This window comes from Betaproteobacteria bacterium (assembly GCA_016720065.1).
GTDB lineage: Bacteria > Pseudomonadota > Gammaproteobacteria > Burkholderiales > Rhodocyclaceae > SSSZ01.
Genome location: JADJXY010000001.1, coordinates 410,913 through 425,356 on the forward strand (window position 1 = coordinate 410,913; position 14,444 = coordinate 425,356).

Annotated in this window: 15 protein-coding genes; 9 read left to right on the plus strand and 6 right to left on the minus strand. The window is 69.8% G+C overall.

Features of this window, described 5'->3' with window-relative positions; all coding sequences use genetic code 11:
- Positions 1-25 precede the first annotated feature (25 nt).
- The 7 genes from IPM73_01925 (at position 26) to IPM73_01955 (ending at position 6,722) form a co-directional block, all read left to right on the plus strand.
- A complete protein-coding gene (locus IPM73_01925) occupies positions 26-934 on the plus strand; it encodes an agglutinin biogenesis protein MshI (protein MBK8916849.1) in 909 nt (302 codons plus the stop codon).
- A complete protein-coding gene (locus IPM73_01930) occupies positions 931-1,626 on the plus strand; it encodes a PilN domain-containing protein (protein MBK8916850.1) in 696 nt (231 codons plus the stop codon). Before IPM73_01925 ends, IPM73_01930 begins: the two co-directional genes overlap by 4 nt.
- Positions 1,623-2,303 (plus strand): type II secretion system protein M, encoded by a 681-nt coding sequence (locus IPM73_01935; protein MBK8916851.1) that lies wholly within the window; start codon positions 1,623-1,625, stop codon positions 2,301-2,303. Before IPM73_01930 ends, IPM73_01935 begins: the two co-directional genes overlap by 4 nt.
- Complete coding sequence (locus IPM73_01940) at positions 2,288-2,665, plus strand: MSHA biogenesis protein MshK (protein MBK8916852.1); 378 nt, start codon at positions 2,288-2,290, stop codon at positions 2,663-2,665. The genes IPM73_01935 and IPM73_01940 overlap by 16 nt, the downstream gene beginning before the upstream one ends.
- On the plus strand, positions 2,662-4,437 hold the full coding sequence (mshL, locus tag IPM73_01945) for a pilus (MSHA type) biogenesis protein MshL (GenBank protein MBK8916853.1): 1,776 nt from the start codon (positions 2,662-2,664) through the stop codon (positions 4,435-4,437). The genes IPM73_01940 and mshL overlap by 4 nt, the downstream gene beginning before the upstream one ends.
- A gap of 16 nt (positions 4,438-4,453) precedes the next feature.
- Positions 4,454-5,281, plus strand: a complete 828-nt coding sequence (locus IPM73_01950; protein ID MBK8916854.1) for an AAA family ATPase — start codon at positions 4,454-4,456, stop codon at positions 5,279-5,281.
- Between the two features lie 142 nt (positions 5,282-5,423).
- The gene (locus IPM73_01955; GenBank protein MBK8916855.1) at positions 5,424-6,722 is read left to right on the plus strand and encodes a tetratricopeptide repeat protein; all 1,299 of its coding nucleotides are present in this window, start codon (positions 5,424-5,426) and stop codon (positions 6,720-6,722) included.
- On the opposite strand, the gene IPM73_01960 is transcribed toward IPM73_01955, so the two are convergent.
- Together IPM73_01960 and IPM73_01965 are read right to left on the minus strand one after the other, a co-directional pair.
- Positions 6,679-8,457 (minus strand): O-antigen ligase C-terminal domain-containing protein, encoded by a 1,779-nt coding sequence (locus IPM73_01960; GenBank protein ID MBK8916856.1) that lies wholly within the window; start codon positions 8,455-8,457, stop codon positions 6,679-6,681. The two genes, IPM73_01955 and IPM73_01960, sit on opposite strands and share 44 nt — an antisense overlap.
- Positions 8,454-9,143, minus strand: a complete 690-nt coding sequence (locus tag IPM73_01965) for a ComF family protein (GenBank protein ID MBK8916857.1) — start codon at positions 9,141-9,143, stop codon at positions 8,454-8,456. Before IPM73_01965 ends, IPM73_01960 begins: the two co-directional genes overlap by 4 nt.
- Positions 9,144-9,262: 119 nt before the next feature.
- On the opposite strand from IPM73_01965, the gene bioB reads away from it, so the two are divergent.
- Both bioB and IPM73_01975 read left to right on the plus strand, forming a co-directional pair.
- Positions 9,263-10,246, plus strand: a complete 984-nt coding sequence (gene bioB, locus IPM73_01970) for a biotin synthase BioB (protein MBK8916858.1) — start codon at positions 9,263-9,265, stop codon at positions 10,244-10,246.
- Positions 10,247-10,407: 161 nt separating this feature from the next.
- On the plus strand, positions 10,408-11,277 hold the full coding sequence (locus IPM73_01975) for a methyltransferase domain-containing protein (GenBank protein MBK8916859.1): 870 nt from the start codon (positions 10,408-10,410) through the stop codon (positions 11,275-11,277).
- Here the strand turns inward: IPM73_01975 and IPM73_01980 are convergent.
- The 4 genes from IPM73_01980 to IPM73_01995 form a co-directional block, all read right to left on the minus strand.
- On the minus strand, positions 11,255-11,899 hold the full coding sequence (locus IPM73_01980; protein MBK8916860.1) for a sulfoxide reductase heme-binding subunit YedZ: 645 nt from the start codon (positions 11,897-11,899) through the stop codon (positions 11,255-11,257). The two genes, IPM73_01975 and IPM73_01980, sit on opposite strands and share 23 nt — an antisense overlap.
- Before the next feature lie 2 nt (positions 11,900-11,901).
- Positions 11,902-12,846 carry a protein-methionine-sulfoxide reductase catalytic subunit MsrP gene (gene msrP, locus IPM73_01985; GenBank protein MBK8916861.1) on the minus strand — a complete coding sequence of 315 codons (945 nt, stop codon included), beginning with the start codon at positions 12,844-12,846 and terminating at the stop codon, positions 11,902-11,904.
- Positions 12,847-13,036: 190 nt separating this feature from the next.
- Positions 13,037-13,870 carry an HDOD domain-containing protein gene (locus tag IPM73_01990; GenBank protein ID MBK8916862.1) on the minus strand — a complete coding sequence of 278 codons (834 nt, stop codon included), beginning with the start codon at positions 13,868-13,870 and terminating at the stop codon, positions 13,037-13,039.
- 88 nt (positions 13,871-13,958) lie between these two features.
- Complete coding sequence (locus tag IPM73_01995) at positions 13,959-14,390, minus strand: CBS domain-containing protein (protein ID MBK8916863.1); 432 nt, start codon at positions 14,388-14,390, stop codon at positions 13,959-13,961.
- Between the last annotated feature and the right edge of the window lie 54 nt (positions 14,391-14,444).

Here is a 14,444-nt window from a genome sequence, read left to right on the forward strand (position 1 = left end):
GGTGAACGTCTTTCGGGGAAAACGGGTGGAAGGTTGGCTGGGGGTGGTGCGGCGCAAGGGCTGCATCGACCTGGCCCATGTCGTCCGCCAGCGGGACGCCCGGCCCCGTATCGAAGCCCTCGACACCTTCCGCGTCGAAGGCGGCTTCAGCGAGGCCCTGCGGCGGCTCAAGGGGCCGCGCAAGCTGGGCCAGTTCGCCTGCACCACCCTGCTCGACGAAGCCGACTACCGCCTGCTCCAGGTGGAGGCTCCGGCGGTGGAGCCCGAGGAGCGCATCCAGGCCCTGCGCTGGCGCTTGAAGGACATGGTGGATTTTCCGGTCGAGGGGGCTGCGGTGGCGGCCCTCGACATCCCCGCCGGCGAGGGGGGGCATCGTACGCCGAACCTCTTTGCCGTCGCCGCCGGCGCGCCGGCCGTGGGCCGGTGCATGGGCGACTTCGACGCCGCCGGTCTCGCCCTTGCCGCCATCGACATTCCCGAGCTGGCCCAGCGTAACGTCGCCGCCCTGTTCGAGGAAGCCAACCGCGGTCTGGCCTTCCTTCACCTGGGCGCCGAGCGTGGCCTGCTCACCATCACCTACCGCGGAGAACTCTATCTCGCCCGCCACATGGAGGTTTCCGCCGCCGCCCTGGCGGACGCCGATGTGGACCGCCGCCAGGCACTGCTCGAACGCCTGGTGCTCGAACTGCAACGCACCCTGGACAATTTCGACCGTCAGTACAACTTCATTTCCGTGGTGCGCATGCTGGTCGCCTGCGAAGGTGCCTGCTCCGGGCTCACCGATGCCCTGGGCCACAACCTCTACATCCCGGTGCAGGAAATGGACCTGGCCGCGGTGGCCGATTTTCCCGCCGTGCCCGAATTGCGCCAGAAGGAACGCCAGGCCCAGTGCCTGCTCGCCCTGGGCGCCGCCCTGCGGGAGGGGGAGGCTTGAGTCAGCAGATCAACCTCATCCTGCCCGAGCTGCGGCGGCGGCGGGACTGGCTGTCCTTCCCCATCGTCGCCGGGGCGAGCCTTGCGGGGCTCCTGTTGATCGTCGGGCTCGCCGTCTGGAGCCAGCGGGAAGTCGATTCCCTCAACGCCCGCCATCGCCAGGGTGAAGCGGAACTCGCCACCTTGCGCCAGCGGGTGCAGGCCCTGGGCCAGGCCCTGGCCGCCCGCCGGCCCAATCCGGCCCTCAAGGAGGAAGTGGCGCGTCTGGCCGAGGGCCTGCGCCAGCGCAATACGGCTCTGGATGCGGTCGAGTCGGGCCGTTCCGGTTCCCGCGAGGGCAGTTCCGGCGTGCTGCGGGGCTTCGCCCGCCAGACGGCGGAAGGCGTCTGGCTCACCGGCTTCGTCCTGGCCGGAAGCGAGGTCGAAATCCGCGGCCGCCTGAGCGACGCCGCTCTCCTGCCCCATTACATCCAGCGCCTCAACGGCGAGCCCATCTTCAAGGGCCGCCGTTTCGCCGCCCTGGACATGAGCGAGGGCAGCCTCCAGCCCGCCACACCGGCCCCCGTCGCGCCTGCCGCCACGCCCGCCCCGGCGCCCAGCGCCAGCGCCGTGCCGCAGGGTGCACCCGGCGGGCGGCGCTTTACCGAATTCGTCCTGCACGGCAAATTGCCGCCGCCGGGAGGGGAGCGATGAAACCCGGCTTTGCCTTTCTCCAGGGCGCGGCAAAGCGCTACGCCGCGCTCAAGCCTCGCGAGCGGGTGCTGGTGGCGGCCCTGGCGGTCCTGGGGCCCGTCTTCCTGGGCTATACGCTCTTCGCGGACCCGGCCCTCAACCGGGCGCGCACCCTGCGCAACACCCTGCAAGGCCAGCAGGCGACCCTGAACGACACCCGCAGCCAGGTGGCCGCCCTGGAAGCCCAGGCCCAGGCCGATCCCGACGCGCCCACCAAGGCGGAGCTGGCCGGACTGCAACGCCAGTTGGCGGAATCCGACGCGCGCCTGCGAGCCCTGCAGGACACCCTGGTGCGGCCCGAGGAGATGAACGGCCTGCTGGAGCATCTGCTGGCCCGCCATGGCGGCCTGCGTCTGGTGGCCCTCAAGACCCTGCCGCCCCAAAGCATCCTGGGCGCCGTGCCAAGGGAGGAGGGCAAGCCCGCCGCCGAGCGGCAGTTCGACATCTACCGCCATGGTGTGGAACTGCGCCTGGAAGGCAGCTACCTGGAACTGCTGGCCTATCTGGAACAACTGGAAAAGGCGGAGAAGAAACTCCTCTGGGGGCCGCTGACCCTGACGGTCGTCGCCTATCCCCGTGCGCGGCTCACCGTGACCGTCTACACCCTGGGAGCGGACAAGACATGGCTCGCCATCTGAGTGCCGCAGTTCTGGGATTCGCCGTCCTGGCGGGCAGCGGTGCTGCCTGGGGGGCGGAACTGGCCGACCCCACCCGGCCGCCGCCGGAGTTTGCCGGGCCGCCGCCCGTCGGCGTGGAAGACCCGGGCCTGCGCCTCCAGTCGGTGATCCTGCCGCGGGGAGGCAAGCCCCGGGCGGTCATCAGTGGTCAGGTGGTGCTCCTGGGCGGCAAGCTTGGCGACGCCACCCTGGTCCGCGTGAGCGAGGGTGAAGCCGTGCTCCAGGGCCCCCTGGGGGTGGAGCGCCTGGCGCTGACGCCCGATGTGATCAAAACGAACCCCCCGGCCTCCCGCAAGGCCGGAGCCAAGAAGGAAAAGCCATGAGGATTGTGCTCGTTCTGCTCCTGGGAGCGATGCTGTCGGCCTGCAATCTGTTGCAGTCCCGCCCCGGCGAAGCCTTTGACCGCATCGGCAACGAAATGAAGGAAGCGGCCGAAAGCAAGCGCCGCTCCCCCGCCGACGACGCGGTGGGCCGCGCCATGATGCCGCCGGTACAGGTGGCCGAGGTGATCCCGGCCAAGCCCGAACCCCGCTTCAACCTGGCCGTGAACAACGCCCCCGCCGGGCAGGTCTTCATGGCCCTGGTGGCGGGAACGCGCTACAGCATGCTCTTCCCGCCCGAGTTGTCCGGCGCGCTCACGCTCAACCTCAAGGACGTCACGGTGCGCGAGGCCCTGGACGCCATCCGGGAACTGTACGGTTACGAGTACAAGATCGCCGGCAATCGCATCACCATCCAGACCAATTCCCTCCAGTCGCGCATCTACCAGCTCAATTACCTGGCCAGCCGCCGTCAGGGCATGACCGACATGCGGGTGACCTCCAGTTCGCCCAGCGTGGTCAATCCCAGCGGCTCCAGCGGGGGCAGTTCCGGCAGCAACACCTCGAACACCACCCCCCAGGCCGCGGCGGCTGCCACGGCGGCGGGGGGCACGCCCACGGCCGGTGGCCTCGCGGTCTCCAACACCGATGCCAGCCGGGTGCGCACCTCCTCCGACAACGACTTCTGGCACGACCTGCGCACCGCCCTGACCACCATCGTGGGCGGCGGCGAGGGGCGCAACGTCATCGTCAGCCCCATGTCCGGCGTCGTGCTGGTGAAGGCCCTGCCCCAGGAATTGCGGGCGGTGGAAAGCTACCTCAAGGCCACCCAGTTGATGGTCGAACGCCAGGTGATGCTGGAAGCCAAGATCATCGAGGTTGCCCTCAACGACTCCTTCCAGACCGGCGTCAATTGGGCCAAGTTCGGCGGCAATGACCGGCGCTTCTCCGCCGGCGTCCTCGCCCCTGGAACGACCCTGAGCGGCAACAGTGCGGCCCTGGCCGGCACCGCGGCGACTTCCGGCACGGCGGGGACCGGCCTCACCATCACCCCGGGGACCGCCGGGGCCATCGCCGCCACGGCCCTGGGACAGGGCTTCTTCGGCCTGGCCTTCCAGTCCAGGGACTTCGCCGCCCTGGTCTCCTTCCTGGAAACCCAGGGTGACCTTCAGGTGCTGTCCAACCCCCGCATCGCCACCCTCAACAATCAGAAGGCGGTCCTCAAGGTGGGTTCGGACGACTATTTCGTCACCAACATCTCCACCTCGACCACCACCAGCGGCACGGGTACCGTGACCACGCCGACCATCACCCTGCAACCCTTCTTCTCCGGCATCGCGCTGGATGTGACGCCCCAGATCGACGACGAGGGCAACATCATCCTGCACATCCACCCCGCGGTGACCGTGGTCGAGGAGCGCTCCAAGCAGGTCAATCTCGGCACCCTGGGGTCCTTCACCCTGCCACTCGCCTCCAGCACCATCAACGAGACCGACTCCATCGTGCGCGTGCAGGACGGCCACATCGTGGCCATCGGCGGCCTCATGAGCCAGGAACAGAGCAATAGCCGCGACGGCCTGCCGGGGGTGAGCCGGGTGCCCGGCCTGGGCCTGCTCTTCGGCCAGAAGGGCGCGTCGAACCGCAAGCGGGAACTGGTCATCCTGATCAAGTCCACCGTGATCCAGAACGAGAGTTCCTGGCGCCAGGATCTGGTCGATACCCAGGAACGCATGCAGGGCCTCGATCCGCGCAAGGCGGAGTGGGCGGTCAAGTAAGGGGCCGGGGCGCGGCGTGTATCTGGACCACTTCGGCCTGAGCGAGCTGCCCTTCGGCATCACGCCGGATACCGCCTACACCTTCCTCAACACCAGCCACCAGGAAGCGCTCAATACCCTGTTGGTCGCGCTGGCCGGCGGGGAGGGCTTCATCAAGATCACTGGCGAGGTCGGCACCGGCAAGTCCCATCTCTGTCGCCGGCTGCTCAAGAGCCTGCCGCAGGGCAGCGTCTCGGCCTACCTGCCCAACCCCTATGTGGCGCCCCGCACCCTCATGCTGGCCCTGGGAGAAGAACTCGGCCTCGGCCTCGATCCCGCCGCCGACGACTACCACCTGCTGCAAGGCCTCAACCGTCGCCTGCTGGAGCACGCCGCCGCAGAGCGCCGGGTGGTGGTATGCATCGACGAGGCCCAGGCCATGCCCCTGGAAAGCCTGGAAGCCCTGCGCCTGATTTCCAATCTGGAAACGGAAAAGAGGAAGCTGGTGCAGATCGTCCTCTTCGGGCAGCCGGAACTGGACGAGCGCCTGGCGCAACCCGCCGTGCGCCAGTTGCGCCAGCGCATCGCCTTTCACTACCGCCTCAAGGGACTGGCCCGCGAAGAGGTGGGCAACTACCTCGCCCACCGTTTGCGCGTGGCCGGCTACCGGGGCGAAGGCCTCTTTGCCCAGGGCGCCAGCCGGGCGCTGTACCGGGCCAGCCAGGGCACGCCGCGGCTGGTCAACATACTGGCCAACAAGGCCCTGCTGGCGGTCTTCGGAGAAGGGCGCCAGACGGTGCGCACCCGCCATGTCCGTCACGCCGCCCGCGATACGGAAGGGGCCCGGGATCCGGGCTGGTGGTGAGTCCCCGTGCCTGAAGCCCAGGTCGATGCCGAATCCCTGCGGAGGCATGTGCCCCTGCCTGCCGCAAGGGCGTGGACCCATGCCCGTCGCACCCTGCGCCCCCCGCAGCGCCCACCCTCCAACGCCTACGGTCTGACCTGACATGAGCCTGGTAAACGACATGCTGCGCGACCTGGAGGCGCGCCGCGCCGCCGAAATCGGTGCCGTCTCCCTGCAAAGGGAAGTGCGGGCGCTGCCGACGCAAAGCCCTTCCCGCAGGCCCTGGGCCCTGCTGGCAGTCTTGCTCCTCGTCCTCGCGGGCCTGGGCTGGAGCACCCGGGAGCGGATCGCGCCCCTCGCAGCCCTTTCCGACTCTGTGGCCCCCGCCGTCACCCCCTCCGTGGCGCCTGCCGCCCCTACCCCTCTGGCCACGACCCCGCCGGGTCTGCCGGACTTGCGCGCCACCCCCCCGGTGGCCGAGGCGGACTCCGTCCCCGTGCTTGCCGCGGCGCCGCCGCCCGCCGATGACGGCCTGCGCCTGGCACCCGCTCTGACCAATCCCCCCGTTGCTGCACCGCAAGGGGCAACTCCCGGGACTCAGGGCAGCCCGCAGGCGCCGGTCCCCCCTGCCCCAGCCCCAGCCGCGGGCGCGGCGCCAGGGGCGGTAGCGGCCGCGACTCCGGTGCCGTCACCGGCTGTGGGTCCGACCTCCGTTCAGCCCCCCGTTCAGGCCCAGGCTCCGGTCCAGGCCAAGGCGCCTGTCCTGCCTGCGGCCGCCGTACAGACTGACGGCCCCGCTCCAGGAGCGGGGACCGCCCCCGTCGCGCCGGTCCCGCCCAAGGCCGCCGCCGCGCCGTCTTCGGGCGCCGTGCATATCGAAAAGACCGCCGTCCTCGCCAGCCCCCGGGAGAGGGCCGAGGCCGAGTACCGCCGTGCCCAGGCGCTCCTGTCCGCCGGCCAGACTCCCGCGGCGGCGGACAGCCTGGTCGCCGCGCTGCATCACGATCCCGCCCACGGGCCTTCGCGTCAGGCCCTGCTGCGTCTCTTTCTTGAGGCGCAGCGCTTCGACGAGGCGGCCGCGCTCTTGCAGCAGGGGCTGGACATCACCCCGGCCCAGACCGGCTGGGCCATGTCCCTGGCGCGCCTCCAGGTGGAGCGTGGCGATCTGGCGGCAGCAGAGAAAACCCTGGCCCGTTCCGCCGCCCACGCCCGGGCCCAGGCCGATTACGCTGGGTTCCATGGCCATCTCTTGCTGCGTCTGGGCCAGGCAGGGGCGGCCGTCGAGCGCTACGACACTGCCACCCGCCTGGCGGCGGCCGAGGGCCGCTGGTGGTTCGGCCTGGGGCAGGCCCTGGAAGCCACGGGCCGAGGCGCCGAGGCGCGGGACGCCTACCGCCGTGCCCTGGCCAGCGGCAGCCTCAACGCCGATCTGATGGCCCTGGCCGAGTCCCGTCTGAAGTAGCAGGCTGCCCCGGCGCCAGACGAGCCAGGAGCATGGCCCGTAGCGGGTCGTCCCCGGCCCGGAAGGCCCAGTCCGCCTGCACGCGTTTGGCCTGGTCCGGGTAGGCCGCGGCCGCGCGGCGCAGGGCGAGGGTCGCTCCTTCCAGGTCGCCCCCCAAAGCCTCCAGATAGGCGCACTTGAACACGATCTCGCGGCTGGCGGAAAAAGCCAGGGCACGGCTACAGGTCGCCCGCTTGATCTCCAGGGCTGCGGCGCTGTCGTCCATCAAACTGGCGGTGGTCAGGTCGACGTAGGGGCGCAGCAGGGCCTGACCCGCCAGGCGGCTGAGGGCGGCCGCTGCGGCTTCCTGTCGGGCCTGGGGTCCATTCCCCGGCAGGCGGCCATTGACCGTATCTTCCAGCAGGGCGTAGTCGCTCCTCAGCACGGCCAGCAGCATGCTGCCCAGAACGACGACGGCGCCGATCAACAGAGGGATGCGCGGCCCGAGTTGCAGGGGCTGTGCGCGACCCGAGGCGGCCCCCGCCACCAGGGCCGCCGGGGCGAGGAAGAATCCGTACCAGAGGGGGTATTCGAGCAGGGAGTGGAGGGCGACGATGGTGGCCGTGGCAGCGATCCACCACCCTGCGCAATCCCGCTCCTGCCGCCAGCGGTCCCGCGCCCAGCGCAGGCCGAGGACGACGAGCAGGGCGCCGGCGACGATGCCGAGTTCGGTCAGCACCTGGAGGGGCAGGTTGTGGACGTGCTCCGGCAGGCCGGGCAGGCTGCGGGGCGGAAGCTGGAGGACGTGGTCGAGGAACTGCCGCGTCGTCTGGCCGAACCCTGCGCCCAGGAGGGGGTTTTCCAGGAAGATGCGCCAGGCCGTGGACCACAGCACCCCGCGCACGGGGTCGCCGCCGCCGCTGGCGGCCAGGCGGGCACCGGCACTGGAGGCGGGGTTGGGCGGGGCGAGGAGGCCCGTGACCAGCAGGGCTTCACCCGCCACGGTCAGGGCCAGGGCCAGGGCGCTGCCCACCAGCAGGGAACGCCGCGCCGGCCCGCCCCAGACCGCGGACAGGACGAGCAGTGCGGTGGCGTAGAGCCAGATGGCCCGGGAGCCGGAGAGCAGGGCGATGGGGATCAGGCAGAGCAGGGCGGCGCTGGCGACGGGCCAGCCGAGGAGGCCCCGGCTGCGCAGATAGAGGCCGGAGGCGACGCCCAGCCAGAGGAGGTCGGCCAGATTGTTGGGCTGTCCGACGTTGCCCCGCAGGCCGCCGGCGGGGCCGACGAAAACCCAGGGCAGACGGGCGACGCCGGTGGCCTGGGCAAAACCGCACAGGGCCTGGAAGAGGGCGCCGGCCAGCAGCGCGGCGGCGAGCAGGTCGGCGAGGCGCTCCAGACCCAGGTCGGCTGTCAGACGCCGGCCCAGGAGCATCATCAAGCCCGCCCAGACCAGGTAGAGGGCGAACATGAGCAGCCGCTCCGGCAGGGCGGCGCCGGGGAGCAGCCCCTGGGCGATGGCGATGCCCAGAAGGCCGAGGGGAAGCCAGGCAATTTCGGGAAAATCGACCCGCCCGTCGGGGCCCGGTCGCAGCAGCCAGGTGAGGGCTACCAGGCTGAGGGCCGCGGCGCTCCACTCCTGATGGAAGGTCGGGATGGGCTGGTAGTGGTGCGGCAGGAGGGCGGGCAGGGCCGGCAGCAGGGCCAGGGCGCCGAGGCAGAGGCCGCGGTGCAGGCGCAGGGTGGGCGTGGCCGTCACGGCTTGGCTGCCCGGGCGACGACGGCGGCCCATACGGTCGTGGCGCCGTGCAGTTTGAGGCTGCGGGCGGCTTCGTCCAGGGTGGCGCCGGTGGTCATGACGTCGTCCACCAGCAGGATCGAGCGGCCGGAAAAGTCCTGCCGGCACTCGAAGGCCCCCCGCACATTGCCGGTGCGCTTGGCCAGGGGCAGGCTGGCCTGGGCTGCCGTGTCGCGGGTGCGCAGGAGCGCTTCGCTCGCGCAGCTCAGCCCCAGGCGGCGCGCCAGGGGACGGGCGATCTCGCCGGCCTGGTTGAAGCCGCGCTCCTTGAGGCGCTGGGGATGCAGGGGCATGGGAACGACCAGGAAGCCGGCGGCGGGGGCAATGGCCTCCGCCAGCCCGGCGCCGAACCAGGCGGCGACGCCCAGGCGGTGGCCGTATTTGAGGGCGTGGATGAGGCGGTCGAGGGGAAAATCATAGAGGAAGAGGGCGAAGGCGCGGTCGAAGTGGAGGGGCGCGTGGAGGCAGCGGCCGCAGTGCTCGCCGTAGGGGGTGGGTTCGGCGCAGCGCGGGCAGTGGGCGGAGGGAAGCAGGGGCAGATCGCCCTGGCAGCCCGGGCAGAGCACCGGCCGGGCGCCGTCGCCGCCGCACAGGAGACAGGAAGCGGGCAGGAGCGCCTCCCGCGTCGCGGCGAGCGCGCGGGCCACGGGGGTGGACAGGGCATGGGGTAGAATGGGCACCGGTCGTACCTGGACTTAATTCAAAATTACAGCATTGGCCGGCGAGTCCGCCGGGCGCTTTGCGACTCTCTATCAGGCTATCAATTATGCATGCAATCGCTTCCCCGTCCGCCGAACAAGCCGCCTCCGGACAGGATCGCGTCCTGTGGACCGTGGATGCCGTCCTCGCGCTCTACGCCCTGCCGCTCATGGATATCCTGTGGCGCGCCCAGGAGGTTCATCGCCGCCATTTCGACCCTAACGCCGTCCAGCGTTCCACCCTGCTTTCGGTCAAGACCGGCGGCTGTTCCGAGGATTGCGGCTATTGCTCCCAATCGGCCCGCTACGCCACGGGCACCGAGCGCGAGCGCCTGCTGCCGGTGGAGGAAGTGGTGGCCGCCGCCCAGGCGGCCAAGGACAAGGGAGCCTCGCGCTTCTGCATGGGGGCGGCCTGGCGCGGACCCAAGGACGGCGATCTCGAGCGGGTGCTGGACATGGTGCGCGAAGTGAAAGCCCTGGGCCTGCAAACCTGCGTCACCCTGGGCATGCTCAGGCCCGGTCAGGCCGAACGCCTGCGCGATGCGGGCCTCGACTACTACAACCACAACGTCGATACCGACGCCGATTTTTACGGCCAGGTCATCACCACCCACGGTCATGGCGACCGTCTCGACACCCTGGAGCAGGTGCGCGACGCGGGGCTCAAGGTGTGCTCCGGCGGCATCGTCGGCATGGGGGAATCGCGGCGCAATCGCGCCGCCATGCTGGTGCAGCTCGCCAACCTGCCCCGTCCGCCGGAGTCGGTGCCCATCAACAATCTGGTGCCCATCGCCGGAACCCCCATGGCCGAGCAGCCGCGCCTCGATCCCTTCGAGTTCGTGCGCACCATCGCCGCGGCGCGCATCCTCATGCCGACCTCCTGGGTACGTCTGTCCGCCGGCCGTCAGGAGATGAGCGACGAATTGCAGGCCCTGTGCTTCCTGGCGGGAGCCAACTCGATGTTCTACGGCGATCGTCTGCTCACCACCGGCAATCCGGACGTGGCGCGGGACGAGGCCCTGTTCGAGCGCCTGGGTCTGACGCCGGTGTGAAGGGCAGTGATCGTGCCCTGCCTCACCGCACCTCAGGCCCATCGGCGCCCGCCCGGCATGGCCCATGCTTGCCTTGGCCCCAGCTGTGGCCGTGCGGGTCGCCCTGATCGGGGGCCCCCGAGTATCCCGCTCGGGTTCCCCCAAGAAATCCACAGGCGCTGATGTCCGGGGCCGGTTTCGTCGACACCGCCCGGGTGCGGCGTTCCTTTGCCCAGGTCGCCGACCGTTACGGCGAGGGGGATTTCTTCGCCCGGGAAATCGACCGCCGCATGCTGGAGCGCCTCGATTACGTGCGCCTCGCGCCGCAACGCATCCTGGATCTGGGCTGCAGCCGCGGTGCCAGCCTGGCGGCCCTGAGGGGGCGCTACCCGGAGGCGCGCGGGGTGGGGGTGGACGGGGTCGAGGCCATGTTGCCGCGGCAGGCCGCAAGCCCACTGTGGCGGCGCTGGTGGCCGGCCGCCGGGGCGGCGTCCCCGACCTTCGTGGCGGCGGACGCCGCCCGCCTGCCCTTCGCCGCGGATCGCTTCGGCCTCGTGTGGTCGAACCTGCTCCTGCACTGGCTGGACGATCCGCTGCCCGCCCTGGCCGAGGGCCATCGCGTGCTGGAGACGGGGGGGCTGCTGATGTTTTCCACCCTGGGGCCGGACACCCTGCGCGAATTGCGTGAGTGCTTCGCCGACGGCCATGGCCATGTCCAGCGCACCATCGATATGCACGACCTGGGGGATATGCTGGTTTCCTGTGGCTTCGCCGACCCGGTGATGGATATGGAAGTCATCACCCTGACCTACGATTCCCTGGCCGCCCTGGGCAGGGATTTGCGGGCGGCCGGTTCCACCTGCGCCATGGGCGACCGTCGCCGCGGCCTCATGGGACGCGCAAGCTGGGCGGCGCTGAACGCCGCCTACGAAACCCGGCGCCGCGAGGGCAAGCTGCCCGCCACTTTCGAGGTGGTGTACGGCCACGCCTGGAAAGCCGCCCCCAAGAAGACCGCCGACGGGCGATCGATCATCCGCTTCGCCGCACGCTGATCCCCGCCGTGGCAGGGTAGGGGCCATTGCGCCGCAGGCGGTCAAGGATGCGCCAGCCCAGCAGCAGGACGACCAGCAGGCCGTACACAATCGGGTAGATGAGGGCCGTGGCCTTGACCAGCCAGAAGTAATGCACGACGGCCAGCAGGGCGATGAGATAGACCGCACGATGCAGATCCTGCCAGCGTCGACCGCCCAGGCGGCGGATGGCCAGGGCGTTGGAAGTCGCCGCCAGGGGGATGAGCAGGACGAAAGCGGCAAAACCCACCGTGACGAAGGGGCGCTTGATGACGTCGCGGGCGATCTCGCCCGGGTCGAAGGCGTGGTCGAATCCGATGAAGGAGAGGAAGTGCAGGCTGGCGTAGAAGAAGCTGAACAGCCCCAGCATGCGCCGCAGACGCAGAAGCCAGTGCAGCCCGGTGAGGGCGCGCAGGGGGCTGATGCAGAGGGTGAGCAGGAGGAAATTGAAGGTCCAGGTGCCGGTGTAGCGCTGCAGGAACTCCACCGGGTTGGGGCCGAAATCGCCGGTAACGGCCGCGTAGGCCAGGCGCCCCAGAGGGCCGAGAGAGGCTATGAAGAGCAGGGCTTTGAGTTTGCCGATGGGCACGGAAGCGGGGTTCATGGTCAGAAGTACCGGCTGAGGTCCATGCCGCTATAGAGACGGGCCACCTGGTCGCCGTAGCCGTTGAAGGGCAGGGTCTTGCGGCGCAGGAATTCGCCCAGGCGGCGTTCGTGGCCCTGGCTCCAGCGCCGGTGCGGTACGTCCGGATTGACGTTGGAGTAGAAGCCGTACTCGCTGGGGCCGGCCTTCATCCAGGAGGTGTCCGGCTGCTTTTCGACGAAGCGGATGCGGACGATGGACTTTGCGCTCTTGAAGCCGTATTTCCAGGGGACGACCAGGCGCACCGGCGCGCCGTTGGGCTTGGGCATCACTTCGCCGTAAAGCCCGAAGGCGAGCAGGGTCAGTGGGTGCAGGGCCTCGTCGATGCGCAGGGCTTCGAGGTAGGGCCAGTCCAGGAGGGGCACGCGCACGTAGGGCATCTGCTCGGCGTCAGCGAGGCTCCAGAATTCGACGAACTTGGCATTGCCGGTGAGTTCCACTCGCTTGGCGATTTCGGCCAGGGGGAAGCCCACCCAGGGAACGACGGCGCTCCAGCCTTCGACGCAGCGCAGGCGATAGACCCGTTCCTCCAGAGGCGCCCACTTGAGCAGATCATCGATGCCGAAGGTCCGGGGCGCCTTGACCGCTCCGTCCACGGTCACCGTCCAGGGTCGGGTGCGCAGGCGATGGGCATTGAGGCCGGGGCTCTCCTTGTCGGGGCCGAACTCGTAGAAATTGCCGTAGGTGGTGAGGGTTTCGTAGGAGGTGAGTTTCTCGTCCAGGGTCACGACCCCCGGCCTGACGCCCTCCAGGCGCGGCCCCCGTGCCGTTGCCGCGCGGGCGGTTGGGGGTGTCGCGAGGGCCAGGGCAGCGGCGCCCAGTGTGGCGAGAAACTCCCGCCGGCGGGAATAGACCGCGGGGTCGGTGATGTGGGAGGCAGGCAGTTCGGGGGGGCGGCGGATGAGCATGGCAGTCCTGGATGACGATCTTGCACATTGGTCGCTTGGGGCAGGGGTTTCCTTACAGCGCGGCGATCCCCCGCTTGGACCGCGAAGCGCCGGAAAAATGCCGCCGCCTTCCGCACCGGCAAGACGGGGGAGGGGGAAGGGCAAGGCGTTGCCGGGCCTCCCGGTCACCCGGGGCCGCGATCCCGGCGCGTCAGGCGGCCAGGGCTGCGCGCAACTCCGCCATGTCTTCCTCGGCCTCGGCCAGGAGGTCGGCGTAGCGCTGTGCGGCGGCAGAACTGTCCTCGGCCCCCGGGGGCTGGGGGGTGGCGAGCCACTCCGGCGCGGGGGTGGCCAGGAGGGAGGCGAAGAAAATGACGTCACCCAGGCTGCAGGGATTGACGAGATTGGGTTCCCGTTGCTGCAAGGCGCCCACGATTCGCTCCGGCAAGCCGAGCACCTGCAGCAGCCCTTCGCCTATGCTGCCCTGCCAGCCGCGCAGCAGTTCGAGCGTGAGGGCACGGTCTTCGCGGTATTCCGCCCGCTCGGCGGCGCGGAAGAGGAGGTAGAAGACGCCGATGGCGCGGACCATTCCGGCCACCATGGCCTCGTCCTGGTTGATGCGGCCGATGCGGCGTGCCAGAACGCGGGCGATGGCGGCGACGCGCAGGGAATGGTCCCAGGTTTCCCGGGCGATGGAGGTGAAGGCGCCGAGGTGCCGCGCCTTGACCATCTGGTCCATGGCGACGGCGAGGGAGACCGTGCGCACGGTCTCGAATCCCAGGCGGCTGACGGCATTGCGCAGATCGGTGATGGCCCGCCCGCCCGGGTTGTAGTGGACGGAATTGGCCAGACGCAGGAGTTTGCTGGCGATGAGCGCTTCGCTGCCGATGACGGTGGCGACGCGATCCAGGCTGACCTCCGGATCCCGCAGGGTATTGCGGACGAGGACCGCCGCGTCCAGACAGGTGGGGAAATTGACTTCGCCCGAGAGGTCGCCGGCGATGCTCTCGAGCAGGCGGAAATGGGGATTGCCCTGTTCGTCCATCAGTTGCCTTGGCCCCATGCCAGGGGGAAGCGCGTGACTGCCCGGCGAAGGGCCTCTTCAGGCGAGCGCAGGCGCACGACCATCCCCGTCAGCCCGCGATGTAGCGCTCCAGTTCCTGGATGATGAAGCGCTGGGCACTGATGGTTTCCTTGACCAGATCGCCGATGGACACGATGCCCACCACGGTTTCACCATCGAGAACGGGCAAATGGCGGAAGCGCTTCTCGGTCATCAGGGCCATGCATTGGTCGATGCTGTGGGAGGGCGTGACGTAGGCGACCTTGTCGCTCATGATCTCCTGCACCAGGGTTTCCTTGGAACTCTTGCCCTGCAGGATGACCTTGCGGGCATAGTCCCGCTCGGAAAAGATGCCGACCAGTTGTTCGCCGTCCAGGACCATCACAGCGCCGACTTCGTGCCGGGCCATGACGTTGAGGGCGTGAAAGACGGTGTCCTTGGGGGAAACGACGACGAGGGGGTGATCCTTCTTCTCGGCGAGCAACTGCTTGAGGGTTTTCATCGCGGGGCCTCTTGTGGGGGTATGACCGGGTAGACGGGGGAGTCTATCCCCGCC